Source organism: Bradyrhizobium ingae, from assembly GCF_055791185.1.
Genome location: NZ_JBVUBB010000006.1, coordinates 77,397 through 94,578 on the forward strand (window position 1 = coordinate 77,397; position 17,182 = coordinate 94,578).

Here is a 17,182-nt window from a genome sequence, read left to right on the forward strand (position 1 = left end):
CGCGGTCCCCCAGAGATTAACGGTTCGTTACCGCGCACGCGGTTGAGCCTGCATGCGTCCGACGGCGCAGTATCGCGGGCAGGGCCCGCATGCCGGAATTCCCTATGCGCCGTCGTCATGGTTGTCAGCGTTTTCGCAAGATGACGTGATAGTCGCCGCGTCGCACGTCGGTGCCGCGCGGCAGCGCGAAATTCAGCAGCGCGGCGCCGGCATCGACGAGAGCTGCGAACAGCGGCTTGCGCTTGCGCATCTCGGGATAGCGCGGGCTTTCGACCTCGCGGCGGTAGACCGTCTCGAGCCCGTGCGCATCCGCAAACGCCTCGAGATTGGGAAGCGTCACCAGCGGGTGAAAGAAGGTCGGGAATGGCGCCTCGCCCGGCTGGCCGGCATTCTTGATGCCGCGAACGTGGCGGTAGAACCAGACGTGGAACCAGTGCGGCGAATATTTGGTGACGACGCCAGACAGCGAGCGAGGATTGGGCGCGCCGATCAGGATCATTCCACCGCGCCGCAGCGCCTCGCAGAAATTCTTCAGCGCGGCCCCGACGTCGGGCAGGTGCTCGATCACGTTGTAGCAGATGACGAGATCGACACTCTCCGGCTTGAAGCGATAGGTCTGGACGTCGCCGAGGATCGCTTCCTGGGCGTAGTCGTTGTTGCGGATCTGGTCTTCGTCGATATCGACGACGGTGACGTGGCCGCGGCCCAGGATTTCCAGCGGCAGGAAGCTGCTGGAGCCGCCGCCGGCCTCGTAGATCGCAAGCTCGCCTGGCGGCAGCTCGCGGCGCAGGAGGTCGTGAACGGCGAGCAGGCTGTCGCGTGCCTCGCCGGAGACGAGGTCGATCAGTGCCTGGGTGTGTGTTGGCGGCGTGATGGCGTTCGCATCAGTGCGGATCGCCGTCGCGAAATCGATCGGGGTTTGCTTATTCATGTTCTTCAATCGCGCGGGTTCATTTCAAATTACAGGGAATCTCTCGCATTCTCGAAGAGCAAATTCGATGCCGATGAGGTGCCATTGATGACGGTGCTTACGGTTGGGTTAATGCGGAGGCCCGTTAACTACGGCATCGTTCGCATCGTACCTGCGGCCGCGCGCTGGATCGGAAATTGCAGGAGCGCTTCGAGGCAAATTCGCAGGGCAAAGCGCGTGAAAGACGTTATGTGGATGACGATCGGCTTGCAGGTGAGGCTGGATTCGGCGGCTTGCGCACTCGCGCAACACGCAATGGTCTCGTTCAGCATGAGGCAATGCCCCGCCGCACAGCGCCAGATTGGGACATCCGTGTTTCGCGAGCGCCTTGCTGTGCCGTCCTGGAGCAGGGCTTTTTCAACACATATCGGCCATTCAACGACATCATGACCCTGATCCCGACCGAGTTGTCCATGAGCCGCATCACCGATGCCGTGAGCGATCCCAACCGGGAGATCGTCGCGAGCTCGCGCGTGCTCGACCTGTCGGTCGGCATCGTCGTCTGCATTCCCTGCTTTCGCCGGCCGCAGCATTTGCGGCTGACGCTGGAGTCGCTGGTGGACCAGCGCACCCCGCGCTCCTTTGCCGTGGTCATGGTGGAGAACGACGCGGCGCGGCGCGAGAGCGCGCCGGTCGCCGCCGAGTACCTCGCTGCCGGGAAGCTTCAGGGCGTCTGCCTGGTCGAGAAGCGCCAGGGCAATTGTCAGGCGATCAACGCCGCCTTCGAGACCGCGCAGGCGTTGTTTCCGGCTGCTACCCGTTTCCTGATGATCGACGACGACGAGATCGCCTCGCCCGACTGGCTCGAGCTGATGGTTCGGACCGCGGAGGCGACCGGCGCAGACGTGGTCGGCGGTCCGGTGCTGCCGCTCTTTGACGACGACAGCAAGCCGTGGCTCGCGCGCCATCCCGCCTTCTGTCCTGCCTATGACTATAGTGGCGCGGTGCCGCTGATCTACGGCTGCGGCAACTGCCTGATCACCCGGTCGGTGTTCGACCGGCTCGGCAGTCCGGCCTTCGACCTTCGATTCAACTTCCTCGGCGGCGGTGATTGCGATTTCTTCGTGCGATGCCGGAAGGCCGGCATGACATTCCACTGGACCGCGGAAGCCGTGATCACCGAGACGGTGCCGCATAGTCGCACCGGTTTGGGGTGGATCGCAAAACGTGGCCTGCGCATCGGAGCGATCAACTATCGGGTGCAGTTCAAGGCGGCAGAGACTGGGGCGGCACGGACGCGTGTGTTTGCGGCGATGCTGGGGAGGCTGCCGCTATCTCTGGTCCGCGCGGCGCGCCTGTCGTTCACGACGAGGGCCGTCGTCGCGATGCATCCGATGATGGTCGCGTTCGGCAGCGCGCTCGCCGCCTTCGGCGTCGAGCAGCGGCCGTATGAGGCCTCGAAGATCGTTTCCTGAGGCCTAAAGCGCGATGGGATTAGGATTAATCGTCATCGCGCTTTAGATTGTTGTTTGCGCATGATCTTTCCGGAAAACCGCTTCACACTTTTCCGGATCATGCTTTAGATCCCGAACCGGGCGAGCACGAGCTTGGCGAGCGATCGCGGCAACGCGATGAGCGATTGCTGACCGACCATGCGCATATAGCTCACAGCATCGCCGTAGCGGCCGAAGCGGACCGCCTGGGTCGCCGCATAGGTGATGAGATGGATCTCGGCGGCCTGCCGCAGGGCGGGCCGGCCCTCCGGTGCGAGCTTGCGGAGGATCAGATCGTCAGCAAAGACGCGCTCAACCGCCGGAAAGAAGTCGCGCGGCGAGCGGGCGGCCGCATTCATGGTGTTCGCGGTGTGGAGGCGGTAGTCGAGCAGCAGCGCTGGCACGAACTGGAAGTCGCCGATCGCGGCCAGGCGGCACCAGCAATGCCAGTCCTCGCACAGGCTGAGCCGCTCGTCGAAACCGCCGGCCACCTGGAATGCATCAGCGCGCACCAGCATGATGCCGCCATTGACGATGAAATTGCCGCGCGCGAGTCGCGCGAGCACATCGCCTGACGGCTTCCTCCGTCCCTGCAGGAGACTGCGGCGGCCGACGGGCCGCCCGTCACTGTCGATCAGATCGTAGTCGCCATAGACGAGAACGGCGGCGGGCGCGGCCCTCGCAGCCGCGACCAGGGTGGCCACCGCGCCGGAGCGCAGACGATCGTCGGCATCGAGGAACAGCAGCCATTCTCCGCGCGCCACGCGTGCGCCGAGATTTCGCGCTGCCGAGACGCCCGTGAGCGCGTTCGTGATCAGATGCACCCGGCCGTCGCGGATGGATCGGACGATTGCCGCGGTGTCGTCGCTCGAGCCGTCGTCGATGACGATGACCTCGCCGACGCTGTCGCCTTGCGTGCGCGCGCTGTCGATCGTCTCGCGGATATAGGCAGCTGCGTTCTTGGCGGGAATGACGATGGAGACGAGACCGGCCGAATTCGCGGTCCGATCAGCCTGCGACTCGACGGACGACAGCTCGCCCAGCGGGGGATCAAGGATGGCGCCGGCAGTGGTCAATTGACGCCTCGTCGTCTGGAGCTGCGTTTTTAACGGTTCGTTAACCAGGCTGCATGTCGACCACGGCCCCGGACGCTGGCGGCTTGGGTCATCTGCGATGATAGCCAGATAAGGGTCAAAGCTTTGCAGCAAAGGCCGCCCACGGCCGGGTTTCGCATATTAGCGTTAAACACCGACCAGTGGCCTGCCCGGCAAGCCTGGTGGTTGACGAAAGGTTAGCACGGGTCGGTTAGGGGTGATCGATGGATCGCAGTGCCGCTGATATGACTGGCGTGGAGACCCGGCCGCTCGGTCAGGGGCTGCGCGCGTTCGTCGCCGGGCTCAGCACCCTCGAGGCCGCGCGCTGCGTCGTCGCCGTCGCGGCGCTGCTCCTGGTGCTGATCACGCTGGAGCCGTTCCCGGACCTTCGCAATGCCGACCTCGCCACGGTTGCCTCGGGCCGGATGGCGCTGTCTTACATCGCCTTTGCGGGGCTCGCCGCCGCCGCCGTGCTGTTGACGTTCGCACAGGACGCTCCGTCGCTCAGGACCCTGGTGACGCCGCTGCATCTCTGTTTCGTCGGCTGGATGCTGATCAACATCGTCTTCTCGGAGAATCGCGGCTTGTCCGCGCAGCGCTTCGTGCTGACCGCGAGCGTTTCCGCGCTCGCCATCCTGCTACCGCTGCTGCCGCCGACGCAGAAGAGCTTCAACCGGTGCTTGGGGCTCGCCGCCCTCGTGCTGCTCGCCTTGTGCTATCTCGGCGTCATGCTGGCGCCGCAGCTCTCGATCCACACGGCGACCGATATCACGGAGCCGCAGCTTGCCGGCGACTGGCGCGGCAGTTTTGGCCACAAGAACGTCGCCTCGCCGGTAATGAGCTGCCTGGTCTATCTCGGCATTTATCTCACCGCCGTGGGCTCGTTGGTGATGGGACCCGTGATCGCCGTGCTGGCCGGTATCTTCCTGATCTTCACCGGCGGCAAGACCTCGTCGGTGCTGTGTCTCCTCATTTATGGGATGGCGTCGCTCGTTTACCTTACCCGCAGCCTCTGGCTGAAGCGGCTGATCTGCCTTGCGCCTCTGATCGTGATGAACCTGCTCACCGTCGGCAGCGTGGCAAGTCCGGCTCTTGCGACGATCACCCGCTCGCTCCCGGTCGATCCCACCTTCACCGGCCGCAGCGACATCTGGGAGTTTGCGCTCACCGCAGTGGCGGAGAAGCCGATCCTCGGCCACGGCTACGCCGCGTTCTGGGACGACGTCGCCGAGCGGCAGACCGCGAAAGGCGCCGAATGGGCGGTGAGTGCGGCGCATAGTCACAACAGCTATCTCGATCTCGCCGTCACCATCGGCCTGCCCGGCCTCTTGCTCGTCATCCTGATCTTCGTGTTCACCCCGCTCAACAATTTCCAGGCGGCGCAGCGCGGCAGTCGAAGCGGCGCCCTGGCAAAGCTCTTCCTGACGATCTGGTTGTTCGGCTTGTATTACGGAACGACCGAGACGTTCCTGCTCGACCGGCTGAATCCGACCTGGTTCTTGTTCGTGCTCGCGGCCGCCGGCCTGCATTTTCTTGCCAGGTTCCAATGCGTGGACAAGAACTGCTGACAGTTTCTCATGCGGCGAGGGTCCGCACGTCTCAGATCGGGACACGCGCCGGTCCGCGCGTGAGCGCAACGGTATCCGCTTAACGATAAGCAGCGACGTAACTTGTGGTTGGCGACGAAACGCTATTCATCTGGAAACGTTCAGCAACCGTATGCCAGGGCGGATGGCGTTTCTCAGCGTCGAGCAACTAGACGGTCGGGTGACCAGCGCGTCCGGAATCGCCATCGATTTCATGCGCGACTGGAAGAAGGCCGCGTTGCGCCTTGGGGCGGGGCATCGCACGGCATTCCAGCAAGGTGATTGGCTCGCGGCCTGGTACGACGCATTCCGCGATGTCTCCCCGCTGATCGCGGTCATCTCCGATGCTGCAGCCGGCCGCGATATCGCGCTGGTGCCGATGATCGGCCGCAGCAAGGGCGGCGTCCGCATCGTCGAGTTCGCCGATCTCGGCGTCTCCGACAACAATGCGCCGATCCTGGGGCCAGGCGCCGCATGCGATGCGGCCGGCGCGCGCGCCATCGGCGATGCGCTGGTCAATGGCTTGCGTGCGTTGCCGGATCGCTTCGATCTGTTGCGCCTGCAGAAGATGCCGGCCTATGTGGGCGGCAAGCCGAACCCGCTGGTGTCGCTCGGCCGCGTCGGATCCTGTTCGCTCAACGGCAATCTCGTGCTGATGGGCGACGATTATTCTGACTACCGCACCTCCATCAAGCGCATGCAACTGCCGCGCTGCTGGCGCGTCTTCAATCGTCACGTCGGCGCGCGATTCGAGATCGCGACCGATGTCGACCACGCGCTGAGGCTGCTCGATGCGATGGACATCCAGCAGCAGCAACGCATGAAGCAGCTCGGTCTCAAATTCGTCCTCAGCGACGAGAGCCACGCGAAATTCTATCGCGAGGTGGTCCGGCAAGGCGTTGCGGAAGGCTATGCGATCGTCTCGGCGCTGGTGTGCGATGAGGGCATCATTGCGACGTCGCTGGGCTTGAGATACGGCGCAACCTATTATCTGCTGCGCATCAGCAACGCCGGCAGGCCGTGGTCGGCTTGTTCGCCGGGTCTGCTCGTCACCGAACGGACCATGGAGACGCTGCATCGAGAGGGCGTTCGGCGCTTCGATCTCAGCATCGGCAATCACGACTACAAGCGCCGCTTCGGCGCCGTGCCGCTGCCGCTGACCGACGTCAGCGTCGCTCTGTCATGGCGCGGCGTGCCCTACATGCTGCGCGATCTCGCAGCCCAGGGGCTGCGCCGCCATCCGCGGCTCGCCGCTCTCGCGAACCGCGCCATGGGCAAGCCGCCGCGCTGACAGTCACGTGCGCCTCACTGTCCCGTGCATCCGGCACAGTGCAGCCGGCCGCGCGAGGCGCGAAACAGGCCGTGGCAATACCAGCGGCGCGCCAGCATCTGCACGGGCTTGCGGATCATCTGCGCGATCAGGAAAAGTTCGAACGCCATGCGTTGCTCCTGCAAGCTGAGATGGGGCAGCATCCGCAGATGAGAATGCCGCCCCGAACGCATCAGCCATGCAGCTTGTTCGCGGTCTCCGCGATCACGCGTCCTTGATAGCGCGCACCGGCGAGCTCGTTGGCGCTGGGTTGGCGGCTGCCGTCGCCGCCGGTGATCGTGGTGGCGCCGTAGGGCGTGCCGCCCGTCACTTCGTCGAGCTTCATCTGGCCGGCAAAACCGTAATTCAGGCCGACCACGACCATGCCGAAATGCAGGAGGTTGGTGATGATCGAGAACAGCGTGGTCTCCTGGCCGCCATGCTGGGTCGCGGTCGAGGAGAAGGCGCCGCCGACCTTGCCGTGCAGCGCGCCCTTGGCCCAGAGGCCGCCGGCCTGGTCCAGAAAGTTCGCCATCTGCGAGGACATCCGGCCGAAGCGGGTGCCGGTGCCGATGATGATCGCGTCGTAGTTCGCGAGGTCCTCGACTTTGGCGACGGGGGCAGCCTGGTCGAGCTTGTAGTAGGAGGCCTTGGCGACCTCGGCCGGCACGAGCTCGGGCACGCGCTTGATGTCGACTGTCGCGCCGGTCTCGCGCGCGCCTTCGGCGACGGCTTTGGCCATCGCTTCGATGTGGCCGTAGGCGGAATAATAGAGGACGAGAACTTTAGCCATGGTGGTCTTCCGTTGAGTGATGGTGAGTTTGGAAATTCGGTGTCATTGCCGCGCTTGACCCGGCAATCCATCACCCCTCGAAGCTTCTTCCGAAGGTGATGGATGCCCGGGTCAAGCTCGGGCGTGACGAGTTGGGAGTCCGAGCGCCTTACGCCGCATCGACGAGCACGAGCTCGGAATCCTCAAGCGCCGTGATCGTCAGGTTGGCTTCGTCGCGGATCGCGGCGCCGTCGCGTGCGTTGATGCGCACCCCATTGACCTCGACTGCGCCAGCGGCCGGCACGAGATAGAGGTGACGCGACTGCTTCGGCTCGTATTGCGCGCTCTCGCCGGCCTTCAGCGTGGTCGCGAGCACGCGCGCATTGGCGCGGATCGGGAGCGCGTCCTTGTCGGCCTGAAAGCCGCTCGCGATGGTGACGAGCTTGCCGTCGCGGGTCGCCTTGGGAAACGGTTTTGAGCCCCAGGTCGGCTGGCCGCCGCGCGCCGTCGGCTCGATCCAGATCTGGAAGATCTTGGTCTTCGTCGGCTCCAGATTGTACTCGGAATGGCGGATGCCGCTTCCTGCGCTCATCACCTGTACGTCGCCCGCTTCGGTGCGGCCCTTGTTGCCGAGGCTGTCCTGATGGGTGATCGCGCCTTCCCGCACATAGGTGATAATTTCCATATTGGCGTGGGGATGGGCCGGAAAGCCCGTGTTCGGCGCGATCTCGTCGTCGTTCCACACCCGCAAGCTGCCGTGTCCCATGTTGTCGGGGTCATAGTGGCTCGCGAAGGAGAAATGGTGCCTGGCCTTGAGCCAGCCGTGATCGGCGCTGCCGAGCTTTGCGAAGGGTCTGAGTTCGATCATCTGCGTGGTTCCTTGTTTGAGCTTGCGGCGTCTCAGGCGCCAAAGCCGCCGTCGACGTTGAGCACGGTGCCGGTGACGAAGGAGGCTTCCGGACTAGCCAGGAAGACGACGCCGGCTGCGACTTCCTCGGGCCGGCCGAAGCGTTGCAGCGCGTGCTGCTTGCGCTGGGTCTCGGCGAACTCACCGCCATCCTTCGGGTTCATGTCAGTATCGATCGAGCCGGGCTGCACCACGTTGACGGTGATGCCGCGCGGACCGAGATCGCGGGCTGCGCCCTTGGTGTAGCCGACCACCGCGGCCTTGGTGGCGACGTAGTCGGCCAGACCGGGAAATGAGGCGCGGTCGGCAAGCATCGAGCCGACGGTGACGATGCGGCCGCCTTCACCCATCAACTGCGAGGCGGTGCGGATCGCCGCGATCACGCCATGGACGTTGACGGCATCGAGGCGCGCCAGTGCCGCGGTGTCGGCCTTGGGATCGTCGATGGCGCCGCCGGCGGCAACTCCCGCATTGTTGACGAGGATGTCGAGACGGCCGAATTCCGTGGCGACGTCCTTTACGAGTTGTTCGACGTCGGCGACTGAGGCCTGGTCGGCCTTGAAGGCGCGCGCCTTCACGCCCCTGGCCTTCAGTTCGCCGACAACGGCTTCGGCCTTGTCGGGCGATGCGACGTAGCTGATGGCGACGTCGGCGCCTTCATCGGCGAGAGCGCGTGCAGAGGCTGCGCCGATGCCGCGCGAGCCGCCGGTGACGAGAGCAACCTTGCCTGAGAGCTTCTTGGTCATTGGATGTCTCCATTGCCTGAATGTCTGATGACCTCTTGGATATGCCTCCGCCTGTGGTATAGAAATAGAAACTGTCGAAACACATTGTTTCCATAAACGTAACTTACGGGCTCATCCCATGGCAAAGCTCCCGGATTTCGAAGCGCTCGCAATTTTCGCAAAAGTCGTGGAATTACGGTCGTTTGCGGCTGCTGCCGGCGAGCTGGCGATGTCCAAGGCGACCGTCTCCAAGGCGGTGACGCGGCTGGAGGAGCGGCTCGGCGCGCGGTTGTTCAACCGCACCTCGCGCCGGCTCGCGCTCACCGACGCCGGCCACAAGCTCGCCGATCGGGCGGCGCGTCTGCTCGCCGATGGCGAGGCGGCGGAGAACGAGGCTCTGGCGCAGTCCGTCGCGCCGCGCGGGCTGGTGCGGCTCGCGGTGCCCATGACCTTCGGCGTGAAAGCGGTCGCGCCGCTCTTGCCGGAGTTCTTCCAGACCTATCCGGAAGTTTCCGTCGATCTGCATTTGAGCGATGCCACCGTCGATCTGATAGGCGAAGGCTTTGACGCGGCATTGCGCATTGCGCGGCTGCCGGATTCCTCGCTGATCGCGCGGCGGCTCTTCACCATGCCACGCTACACGGTCGCCGCGCCGTCATACCTCAAGCGCCACGGCCGGCCGACGCATCCGATGCACCTCGCCGAGCACAAATGCTTCAGCTACGCTTATCTCTCGACGCCGAACATCTGGCACTACACCAACACGTCAGGCGAACAGGCAAGCGTGCGCCCGGCCGGACAGTTGCGCGTCAACAATGGCGAGGCGGTGATGCCGGCACTGCTCGCGGGGCTCGGCATTGCCGATCTTCCCGAATTCATCGTCGGTGAGGCCATCGCATCCGGCGAAGTCGAGGTGATCCTGAAAGACTGGAAGCAGGCCGAAGGCGCCGTGCATCTCGTCACCCCGCCCGGCGGCCCGCGCCCTGCGCGTGTCGAGGTGCTTGCCGAGTTTCTCGCGGCGAAACTGCCCGGGACGTGCAGGCGGCAGACGAGGAAGCGCGCGAAGGCAGGTTAGTTGGCGCTGAGAGATTACGCCGCTTCCATAATCTCGTCATTGCGAGCGCAGCGAAGCAATCCAGAGTCTTTCGCGGAGGGATTCTGGATTGCTTCGCTGCGCTCGCAATGACGTCTGAAGGTATGTGTACCTACGACAGCTTCATCGCGTCGCTCGTAACCACGCGAAGGGTCGGCTTCAGCGTCTCTTGCAGCTTCGTCTTCAATTCATGTACCCGCGGATCGCTCGAGCGTGCGGCACAGGCGGAATATTGATTGACTGACAGCACCAGCGCGCGCCGGGCTTCCGGCGTTCGTGTCAGATCAGGCTTTGCCAGCCGCAGCACAATGCCGGCGAGATTCACCAGCATCTCGTCCAGCGCGCCATCGATCGTGCCAAGGTCGTTCATCCCGCGTTCTCCCGAAAGGGCAACCGCGCGTAGCGGGATACGTTCCGGCACGGGAAGGCGCAGGGATAACCGTTCGTAAATGTTGCCGTCGCTTGGCACCAAATGCACAGGTGCGGCACACGGAGATACCTTTGTTCGTGCGCATCGTCGCGCTACTCTGCCGGAAACAACAAGCACCGGGGAGGGCTGACTATGAACCGACGCGATTTGCTGCGCGCCGCGGCGTTTGCGCCGCTTGCACAAACAGCGCTGACGCGCGCGGCTTTCGCGCAAAGCTATCCCTCGCGCAACGTCACCATGATCGTGCCGTTTCCGGCCGGCGGTCAGGCCGATCTCGCGGCGCGCCCGGTCGCGATGGCGCTGGAGCGCATTCTCGGCAAGTCGGTCATCGTCGACAATCGTGCCGGCGGCGCCGGTGGATCGGTCGGCAATGCGGCGGCCGCACGCGCCGAGCCGGATGGTCATACGCTGCTGATGACGTTGTCCTCGTTCGCGGTGCTGCCGGAAGCGGATCGGCTGTTCAACCGGCCGGTCGCCTACGAGGTCTCGCAGTTCACGCCGATCGCGCGCGTGCTTGCCGATCCGACGCTGCTTGCAGTGCCGGCCTCGGCGCCCTGGAAGACGGTGCAGGAATTCGTCGACGACGCGAAGAAACGTCCTGGACAGATCACCTACGGCTCGTCGGGGCCCTACGGCACGCTGCATGTCGCGATGGAGATGTTTGCCACGAGCGCCGACATCAAGCTGCTGCACGTGCCGTTCCGTGGCGCAGGTCCCGCGCTGACCGCGATCCTCAGTGGTACCGTGCAGGCGATCGCGGCTGCACCGGGCACGCTGAAGCCGCAGGTCGACGACGGCAAGCTGCGCGTCCTCGGCAATTGCGGCGCGCAACGCATCGCGAGCTTTCCCGACGTGCCGACTTTCCAGGAACTCGGCTACAAGGATGTCGAGATGTACATCTGGGCCGGGCTGTTCGGCCAGAGCGCGCTGCCCGCACCGATCGTCGGCCGTTTGCGCGAGGCGATGGCACAGGTGATGAAGAGCCCGGATGTCCTCAAGACGTTCGAAGCCTCGGGCAGTCTCGTCGCCTATCAGGATGCGCCGGAGTTTTCGCAGTTCGTCGCGGCCGACAGCGCGCGATTGATCGCGGCGGTCAAGAAGATCGGCAGGGTGGAATAGGTTCCGATCCTGCTTTCACATTTTGTTGTTGGTCCAGAACCTTCGCGCGCCTCATTGATTGAGGAACGTTTGAGAGAAAATGAGAAGGATCGGGACATGCGAACAGGGCCGATTGCGCTCGGTGTGGCGCTTGCGATCGGCGGCACGGTCGCCGCGAGCGCCGTCTTTGCCGAGGAATATCGCGGCACCATGGAACAACAGATGGCCTGCACCCCGGATGTCTGGCGCTTGTGCAGCGACCAGATCCCCGACGTGAACCGCATCGTCGCCTGTCTGCGGCAGAATACGCCGCAACTTTCGAGCGGATGCCGCGCGGTGTTCGAGACCAACAACCAGGCCCCGCCGCCCCAACCGCTGCCGCGCGGCAGAAACGCGCCGCCGCGCTACAACAATATGCCACCGCCACCTGCCGCGCCGCCGCCGCGACCTTATTACGATGACGACGATTAGCGAGGCCTATAGCGAGGTGGGTTTTGTTGAATCGGTGCGAGTCGAGGACGCGCCTTAGGGGCGGTGCTCGCAGACGTCGACCCATTCGGCACTGACCAGATCGGCCATGCGATCGGGGGCGATGCGCACTGCGCTGTGGGTCGAGCCCGCGGCCGGCACCACGATGTCGAACGCCTTCAGCGACACGTCGCAATAGATCGGCAGCGGCGCCTTCAGCCCGAACGGGCAGACTCCGCCGACCTCATGGCCGGTGATGTCAGCGACTTCTTCGAGCCCCAGCATCTTCGGCTTGCCGCCGAACTGCGCCTTCACCTTCTTGTTATCCATGCGCGAGGTGCCGCTCGCGACGATCAGGATGACGCGCTCGCCGATCCGCAAGGACAGCGTCTTGGCGATGCGGCCAGGCTCGACGCCGTAGGCCTCGGCGGCAAGCGGCACCGTCGCCGAGCTGATCGGCGATTCGATCACGGTGATGTCGGGGGCTTTCTCGGCGAAGAAGTCGCGAACGGATTGAATGGTCATAGGCGGGCGGCAATCTCGGGCAGTTCGGAAAGTGAGCGGACGCGGTGATCCGGCGCAAGGCCCAGCTCGTCCATCTGGGTCCGGATCGCCTTGAACATCGTCAGCGGTGCCACGAGATCGCTCTCGACGCAAGCCAGTGCCATGGCTTCCGGTGTCACCCGCTCGATCCAGGCGACGTTCAGTCCGAACGCCTTGGCGCCGGCGACGTCCCAAGGATTTGAAGAGATGAACAGCACCTCGTCGGGCCTGGTGCCGAGCACCTCGCCGATCAACGCATAGGCCTGCGGGCTCGGCTTGAAGATCTTCTTCGCATCGACGCTGATCGTGGCATCGAGCAGATGATCGAGGCCTGAGTTGCGCACGAGCGCATCGAGCATGTCCGGGCTGCCATTGGAGAGGATGGCGAGTTTTCGCGGCTTCAAGGCCGCGAGCGTGGCGGCTGCGTCCGGATAGAGATCGAGATGCAGGTATTTCGCGATCACGCGCTCGAACGCCTCGCGCTCGTAAGCGAGCCCGAGCACACGCAGCGTGTAGGCAAGGGAATCGTGCGTGACCGCCGCGAAATCCTGGTAGCGCTGCATCAGCGAGCGCAACCAGCTGTATTCGAGCTGCTTGATACGCCAGACCTGCGTGATGATCTCGCCGTAGCCCGGAAATGCATCCTCGGTGACGTCAGCCACCGACTGGATGTCGTAGAGCGTTCCGTAGGCGTCGAATACGACGGCTTTGATCGTCACATCGCGACCTTTCTCCGGAGCACCGATCCTGGCCCGCATGAGCGCAGCGACATGCGGGACCACGTCTCCCGGGTGTCGCTTCGCTCACCCGGGCTACGATCGATTCATATCCCCAGCAGCTTGCGTGCGTTGGCCTTGAGCACCTTCGGCCGGATCTCGTCGCGGATCTCGATCTTGGCGAAGTCCGACAGCCAGCGGTCCGGCGTGATCACCGGCCAGTCCGAGCCGAACAGCATCTTATCCTGCAGGATCGAGTTGATATAGCGCACCAGGATCGGCGGAAAATATTTCGGCGACCAGCCGGACAGGTCGATATAGACGTTGGGCTTGTGGGTCGCGACCGACAGCGCCTCCTCCTGCCAAGGGAACGAGGGGTGGGCGAGGATGATCTTGAGGTCGGGGAAATCCGCCGCCACGTCGTCCATGTACATCGGGTTGGAATATTTCAGCCGCATGCCCATGCCGCCGGGCATGCCAGAGCCGACGCCGGTCTGGCCGGTGTGAAATAGCGCGATCGCGCCGCCATTGTTGATCTCTTCGTAGAGCGGGTAGGCCATGCGATCGTTGGCGTAGAAGCCCTGCATGGTCGGGTGGAATTTGAAGCCGCGCACCCCGTATTCCTCGATCAGCTTGCGCGCCTCGCGTGCGCCCAGCTTGCCTTTGTGCGGATCGATCGAGACGAAGGGAATGAGAACGTCGAGATGGTCGGAGGCGACCTCGAGCATCTCGTAATTGTTGTAGCGGCGGAAGCCGGTCTCGCGCTCTGCGTCGACCGGGAAGATCACGGCGGCGATGTTCTTGGAGCGATAGTAGGCCGCGGTCTCCGGCACGGTCGGCGGATGCTTGTGCGGCGACTTGAAGTAGTCCGCCATCTGCGCCTGGAAATCGTCATAGCCATCGTCGGGATGGGTGCCGCAGGGCTCCTCGGCATGGGTGTGGATATCGATGGCGACGACATCGTCGATATTGGGCAGCTTCAGCTTCGGCATTGGTTTCCTCCCGACGGGTTGGCAAATTGATTATATGATATAACGAATTTGGCAAGGCGCCGTGGGAGGCGCAAATTGGGGCCGATCCGGCTGCTTTCTACTTTGCGTGGGGTTGTTTTCAAGAATTTGCTGGTCCGGAACCGGGCAGTTAACATTGACATCACCTCCCGCCATGCCTTAAGAACCGCCCCGTCCCGGGCGGTCGGTCCGCCAGCGGGAAAGATCTCATTTTGCCACATTCGCGCGTGCCGAAACGGTAGTGCCGAACACGGCCTTTCGAACGTTCAGGATTCTGCCATGAAGGTCCGTAACTCGCTGAAATCGCTGCGCGGTCGCCACCGTGCCAACCGCCTGGTCCGCCGCAAGGGCCGGGTCTATGTGATCAACAAGGTGCAGCGCCGCTTCAAGGCTCGGCAGGGCTGAGTTCCCTGTCGAGGGCCCGCGCACGGCCCCGCAAGACCACGGTCTCACACGACTTTGACGCCGTCCTTGCTATGCAAGGGCGGCTTTGCGCGTTTACACTTTCACCATGGCAGTGAGATTCTTGTCCGCGCATTCCCTCCGTCTGGCCGCCGTGCTGGCTGCGCTGACGGTCGTCGCCCCCGCTTTCGCACAGGATGATCCCGCAGGCCCGCCCGCGAAGCAGAAGAAGCTTCCCGAGGCCCCGGCGAAACTGCCCAAGGTCGACCGCACCAAGAACCTCGATTTCCTGTTCGGCGCGCTGAAGGCCGCGCCCGATGATGTCAGCGCCAAGCATGTCGAGGCGCGAATCTGGGCGATCTGGCTCCAGACCCCCAGCGATACGGCTGCGCTGCTGATGACGCGGGCCAAGGCGGCGGTGGATGCGCAGAAGGTCGACGTCGCGATCAAGCTGCTCGATGCCGTGATCAAGCTCCGCCCCGACTATGTCGAGGCTTGGAACCGGCGCGCCACGCTCTATTATATGCAGAACGATTACGGCCGGTCGCTCGCCGACATTCGCGAGGTGCTGATCCTCGAGCCGCGCCATTTCGGCGCGCTCGCAGGTCTCGGTATGATCATGCAGGAGATCGGCGACGAGAAGCGCGCGCTCGATGCCTACCGCAAGGCGCTCGCCATCAACCCGCACCTCGACAAGATCCCCGATCAGGTCAAAGCCCTGACCGAGAAGGTCGAAGGGCGCGACATCTAACCCTCAACTCGATGTTGTTTTGAGCGACTGCGGAGCGCGGCCATTAACCACGCGCCCAGCAGCCTGGCGGCAAGGGGATGTTTTTTCTGCGTCTTGGGGATTAGCTGCATACAGCGACAAGTGGGAGCCGTGCGATGAAACGCGTGATTCTTGCGGGTGCGTTGTTGCTGGCGTGCGCAACGGCCTGTCTTGCTGACGGGCTGTTCTGGGTGGTGGGCAACCGTGCCAGCGGCAAGTGCGAGATCGTGACCAGCAATCCCGTCATCATCGGCGACATCTGGTTCGGTGACGGTCCCTACAAGTCCAGGGCGGACGCCAAGCTTGCGCGATCGACAATCCGTGCCTGTCCGAAGCCAGATCCGAGCGAAGACAAGGACGACAACGCGGACTAGGTTCGCCTAGTGCAGGATGTGGTCGCCGCGCTCGACCAGGCTCCGGTCCGCGGCAGCGGCATAGAGTTTTGCAAGCTCGGCTTCGAGATGCTCGTTGATCAGGAGCAGAGCCCGTACCGCGCCCCGCAGATCACCACTGCAACTCGCGACGATCTCGTCGATCGCAGCATCTTTTGATCGCAGACTCATCGAAAAACCTCCAATCCAAAACAGAACAATCTGCCGGTCTTTCCCGCGTTCCTGTGGATTGCGTGGAGGATCGGCGCCCACCCGCGCTTAAGAGGCGGAACCGACCGTGGCGATTATATGGACGCGGCGATGACGGCCGCATGAACCGGCCCGGTTGGCTGCATGCTTTCAGGCAGTCATTGATTTTGTTGATATTTTTCCATGTTGAAATCTATTGATATCCACAGGCAGAACTGTCCGCGGGGCCCGAGGCCCGCGCACCGAAAAAGAAACTGCCCGACGTCGAGACCGTAACTGCCATGTGCCCTGGATCGCCCGGACCATCTGCATGATCGTATTTTTCCTCGTGACGGCGCTTGTTGCTCTTGTCGTCGTCACGCTGGCCGGCGTTTGGGCCGTCGAGCGCGCTTTTCCGCGGCAGGGCCGGATGATCGAGGTGGCCGGCGCAACGCTGCATGTCGTCGATCTCGGCCCGCGCGATGGCGGCTTGCCGATCGTCATGCTGCATGGTGCGAGCTCGAATCTGGAGGTGATGCGGCGCCCGCTCGGCGACCTCCTTGCCGAAAAGCATCGCGTGATCCTGATCGATCGCCCCGGTCATGGCTGGAGCACGCGGGGCCGGCTTCAGGATTCGACGGCCGAGGTGCAGGCGCGGATGGTCGACGAGGCGCTTGCCAGGCTCGGCATCGATCGCGCGGTCTTCGTGGTGCATTCCTGGAGCGGTGCGCTCGGCGCGCGGCTCGCGCTCGATCATGCCGATCGCGTCGCCGGTCTCGTCATGCTGGCGCCGGTCACCCATCCCTGGCGCGGCGGCGTCGGGCGCTACAATGAGATCATCGCAACGCCGGTGATCGGCCCGCTGCTCGCCTACACGATCACGCTGCCGCTCGGCTATCTCCTTGCAACGCCCGGCGCGCGGAACGTCTTCCTGCCGCAGATGATGCCGGACGGCTTCGTGCAGGAGACCGCGACGCCGCTGCTCCTGCGTCCGCGCGAATTCATCGCCAATGCCTATGACCTCGTGACGTTGAAGGCATCGGTGGCCGCGCAAGCTCCGCGCTATGGCGAGATTTCCGTGCCGACCGTGGTCATCGCCGGCGAGCCGGACAAGACGGTATCCACCAACATCCACGCCCGCCCGTTCGCCGCGACCGTGCCACATGCGAAGCTGATCGTGCGGCCCGATCTCGGCCACATGGTGCAGACCACGGAGCCGGATCTGGTGAAGACCGAAATCGAGACGCTGATCGCCGCGATCATGGCCGAGACGACGGCTGCCGATTAGCAGCCGTCC

21 protein-coding genes are annotated in these 17,182 nt (G+C 64.0%); 10 read left to right on the plus strand and 11 right to left on the minus strand.

Annotated features, from left to right (window positions below; translation table 11 throughout):
- Positions 1 to 124 precede the first annotated feature (124 nt).
- Positions 125 to 931 carry a class I SAM-dependent methyltransferase gene (locus tag ACV1FX_RS11350; RefSeq protein ID WP_473117646.1) on the minus strand — a complete coding sequence of 269 codons (807 nt, stop codon included), beginning with the start codon at positions 929 to 931 and terminating at the stop codon, positions 125 to 127.
- A 425-nt stretch (positions 932 to 1,356) separates the two neighbouring features.
- Between ACV1FX_RS11350 and ACV1FX_RS11355 the strand changes: the two genes are divergently transcribed.
- Positions 1,357 to 2,385, plus strand: a complete 1,029-nt coding sequence (locus tag ACV1FX_RS11355; protein WP_473117899.1) for a glycosyltransferase family 2 protein — start codon at positions 1,357 to 1,359, stop codon at positions 2,383 to 2,385.
- Positions 2,386 to 2,489: 104 nt separating this feature from the next.
- Here ACV1FX_RS11355 and ACV1FX_RS11360 read toward each other — a convergent pair whose 3' ends face one another.
- Positions 2,490 to 3,479 carry a glycosyltransferase gene (locus ACV1FX_RS11360; RefSeq protein ID WP_473117647.1) on the minus strand — a complete coding sequence of 330 codons (990 nt, stop codon included), beginning with the start codon at positions 3,477 to 3,479 and terminating at the stop codon, positions 2,490 to 2,492.
- A 242-nt stretch (positions 3,480 to 3,721) separates the two neighbouring features.
- Between ACV1FX_RS11360 and ACV1FX_RS11365 the strand changes: the two genes are divergently transcribed.
- Together ACV1FX_RS11365 and ACV1FX_RS11370 are read left to right on the plus strand one after the other, a co-directional pair.
- Positions 3,722 to 5,065, plus strand: coding sequence for an O-antigen ligase family protein (locus ACV1FX_RS11365; RefSeq protein ID WP_473117648.1), 1,344 nt, complete (start codon positions 3,722 to 3,724; stop codon positions 5,063 to 5,065).
- A gap of 163 nt (positions 5,066 to 5,228) precedes the next feature.
- Positions 5,229 to 6,374 carry a GNAT family N-acetyltransferase gene (locus ACV1FX_RS11370; RefSeq protein WP_473117649.1) on the plus strand — a complete coding sequence of 382 codons (1,146 nt, stop codon included), beginning with the start codon at positions 5,229 to 5,231 and terminating at the stop codon, positions 6,372 to 6,374.
- Between the two features lie 14 nt (positions 6,375 to 6,388).
- Here the strand turns inward: ACV1FX_RS11370 and ACV1FX_RS11375 are convergent, their stop codons facing one another.
- The 4 genes from ACV1FX_RS11375 to ACV1FX_RS11390 all read right to left on the minus strand — a co-directional run bounded on the left by ACV1FX_RS11375 (position 6,389) and on the right by ACV1FX_RS11390 (position 8,817).
- Positions 6,389 to 6,523, minus strand: coding sequence for a hypothetical protein (locus tag ACV1FX_RS11375; RefSeq protein WP_473117650.1), 135 nt, complete (start codon positions 6,521 to 6,523; stop codon positions 6,389 to 6,391).
- Positions 6,524 to 6,585: 62 nt separating this feature from the next.
- Complete coding sequence (gene wrbA, locus ACV1FX_RS11380) at positions 6,586 to 7,185, minus strand: NAD(P)H:quinone oxidoreductase (protein ID WP_473117651.1); 600 nt, start codon at positions 7,183 to 7,185, stop codon at positions 6,586 to 6,588.
- Between the two features lie 148 nt (positions 7,186 to 7,333).
- A complete protein-coding gene (locus ACV1FX_RS11385) occupies positions 7,334 to 8,032 on the minus strand; it encodes a pirin family protein (protein ID WP_473117652.1) in 699 nt (232 codons plus the stop codon).
- Positions 8,033 to 8,064: 32 nt separating this feature from the next.
- Positions 8,065 to 8,817: an SDR family NAD(P)-dependent oxidoreductase gene (locus tag ACV1FX_RS11390; protein ID WP_473117653.1), complete on the minus strand. Its 753-nt coding sequence runs from the start codon at positions 8,815 to 8,817 to the stop codon at positions 8,065 to 8,067.
- A gap of 118 nt (positions 8,818 to 8,935) precedes the next feature.
- Between ACV1FX_RS11390 and ACV1FX_RS11395 the strand changes: the two genes are divergently transcribed.
- Entirely contained in the window at positions 8,936 to 9,871 is a 936-nt protein-coding gene (locus tag ACV1FX_RS11395) for a LysR family transcriptional regulator (protein ID WP_473117654.1), read from the plus strand.
- A 130-nt stretch (positions 9,872 to 10,001) separates the two neighbouring features.
- Here the strand turns inward: ACV1FX_RS11395 and ACV1FX_RS11400 are convergent, their stop codons facing one another.
- Positions 10,002 to 10,259, minus strand: a complete 258-nt coding sequence (locus ACV1FX_RS11400) for a hypothetical protein (protein WP_473117655.1) — start codon at positions 10,257 to 10,259, stop codon at positions 10,002 to 10,004.
- A 192-nt stretch (positions 10,260 to 10,451) separates the two neighbouring features.
- Between ACV1FX_RS11400 and ACV1FX_RS11405 the strand changes: the two genes are divergently transcribed.
- On the plus strand, positions 10,452 to 11,438 hold the full coding sequence (locus ACV1FX_RS11405; protein ID WP_473117656.1) for a Bug family tripartite tricarboxylate transporter substrate binding protein: 987 nt from the start codon (positions 10,452 to 10,454) through the stop codon (positions 11,436 to 11,438).
- Positions 11,439 to 11,534: 96 nt separating this feature from the next.
- Positions 11,535 to 11,888 carry a hypothetical protein gene (locus tag ACV1FX_RS11410; RefSeq protein WP_473117657.1) on the plus strand — a complete coding sequence of 118 codons (354 nt, stop codon included), beginning with the start codon at positions 11,535 to 11,537 and terminating at the stop codon, positions 11,886 to 11,888.
- 54 nt (positions 11,889 to 11,942) lie between these two features.
- Here the strand turns inward: ACV1FX_RS11410 and ACV1FX_RS11415 are convergent, their stop codons facing one another.
- The 3 genes from ACV1FX_RS11415 to ACV1FX_RS11425 form a co-directional block, all read right to left on the minus strand.
- The gene (locus tag ACV1FX_RS11415; protein WP_473117658.1) at positions 11,943 to 12,410 is read right to left on the minus strand and encodes a YbaK/EbsC family protein; all 468 of its coding nucleotides are present in this window, start codon (positions 12,408 to 12,410) and stop codon (positions 11,943 to 11,945) included.
- Complete coding sequence (locus tag ACV1FX_RS11420; protein WP_473117659.1) at positions 12,407 to 13,147, minus strand: haloacid dehalogenase type II; 741 nt, start codon at positions 13,145 to 13,147, stop codon at positions 12,407 to 12,409. The genes ACV1FX_RS11415 and ACV1FX_RS11420 overlap by 4 nt, the downstream gene beginning before the upstream one ends.
- A gap of 104 nt (positions 13,148 to 13,251) precedes the next feature.
- A complete protein-coding gene (locus ACV1FX_RS11425; protein ID WP_473117660.1) occupies positions 13,252 to 14,136 on the minus strand; it encodes an amidohydrolase family protein in 885 nt (294 codons plus the stop codon).
- 297 nt (positions 14,137 to 14,433) lie between these two features.
- On the opposite strand from ACV1FX_RS11425, the gene ykgO reads away from it, so the two are divergent.
- From ykgO to ACV1FX_RS11440, 3 genes are all read left to right on the plus strand, one after another.
- Entirely contained in the window at positions 14,434 to 14,559 is a 126-nt protein-coding gene (gene ykgO, locus ACV1FX_RS11430) for a type B 50S ribosomal protein L36 (protein ID WP_006611362.1), read from the plus strand.
- A gap of 106 nt (positions 14,560 to 14,665) precedes the next feature.
- A complete protein-coding gene (locus ACV1FX_RS11435; RefSeq protein WP_473117661.1) occupies positions 14,666 to 15,307 on the plus strand; it encodes a tetratricopeptide repeat protein in 642 nt (213 codons plus the stop codon).
- A 134-nt stretch (positions 15,308 to 15,441) separates the two neighbouring features.
- Positions 15,442 to 15,699: a hypothetical protein gene (locus tag ACV1FX_RS11440; RefSeq protein WP_473117662.1), complete on the plus strand. Its 258-nt coding sequence runs from the start codon at positions 15,442 to 15,444 to the stop codon at positions 15,697 to 15,699.
- 6 nt (positions 15,700 to 15,705) lie between these two features.
- Here ACV1FX_RS11440 and ACV1FX_RS11445 read toward each other — a convergent pair whose 3' ends face one another.
- The gene (locus ACV1FX_RS11445) at positions 15,706 to 15,888 is read right to left on the minus strand and encodes a hypothetical protein (protein ID WP_449377471.1); all 183 of its coding nucleotides are present in this window, start codon (positions 15,886 to 15,888) and stop codon (positions 15,706 to 15,708) included.
- A 328-nt stretch (positions 15,889 to 16,216) separates the two neighbouring features.
- Here ACV1FX_RS11445 and ACV1FX_RS11450 point away from each other — a divergent pair, with 328 nt between their 5' ends.
- Positions 16,217 to 17,173 carry an alpha/beta fold hydrolase gene (locus ACV1FX_RS11450; protein ID WP_473117663.1) on the plus strand — a complete coding sequence of 319 codons (957 nt, stop codon included), beginning with the start codon at positions 16,217 to 16,219 and terminating at the stop codon, positions 17,171 to 17,173.
- Positions 17,174 to 17,182 lie beyond the last annotated feature (9 nt).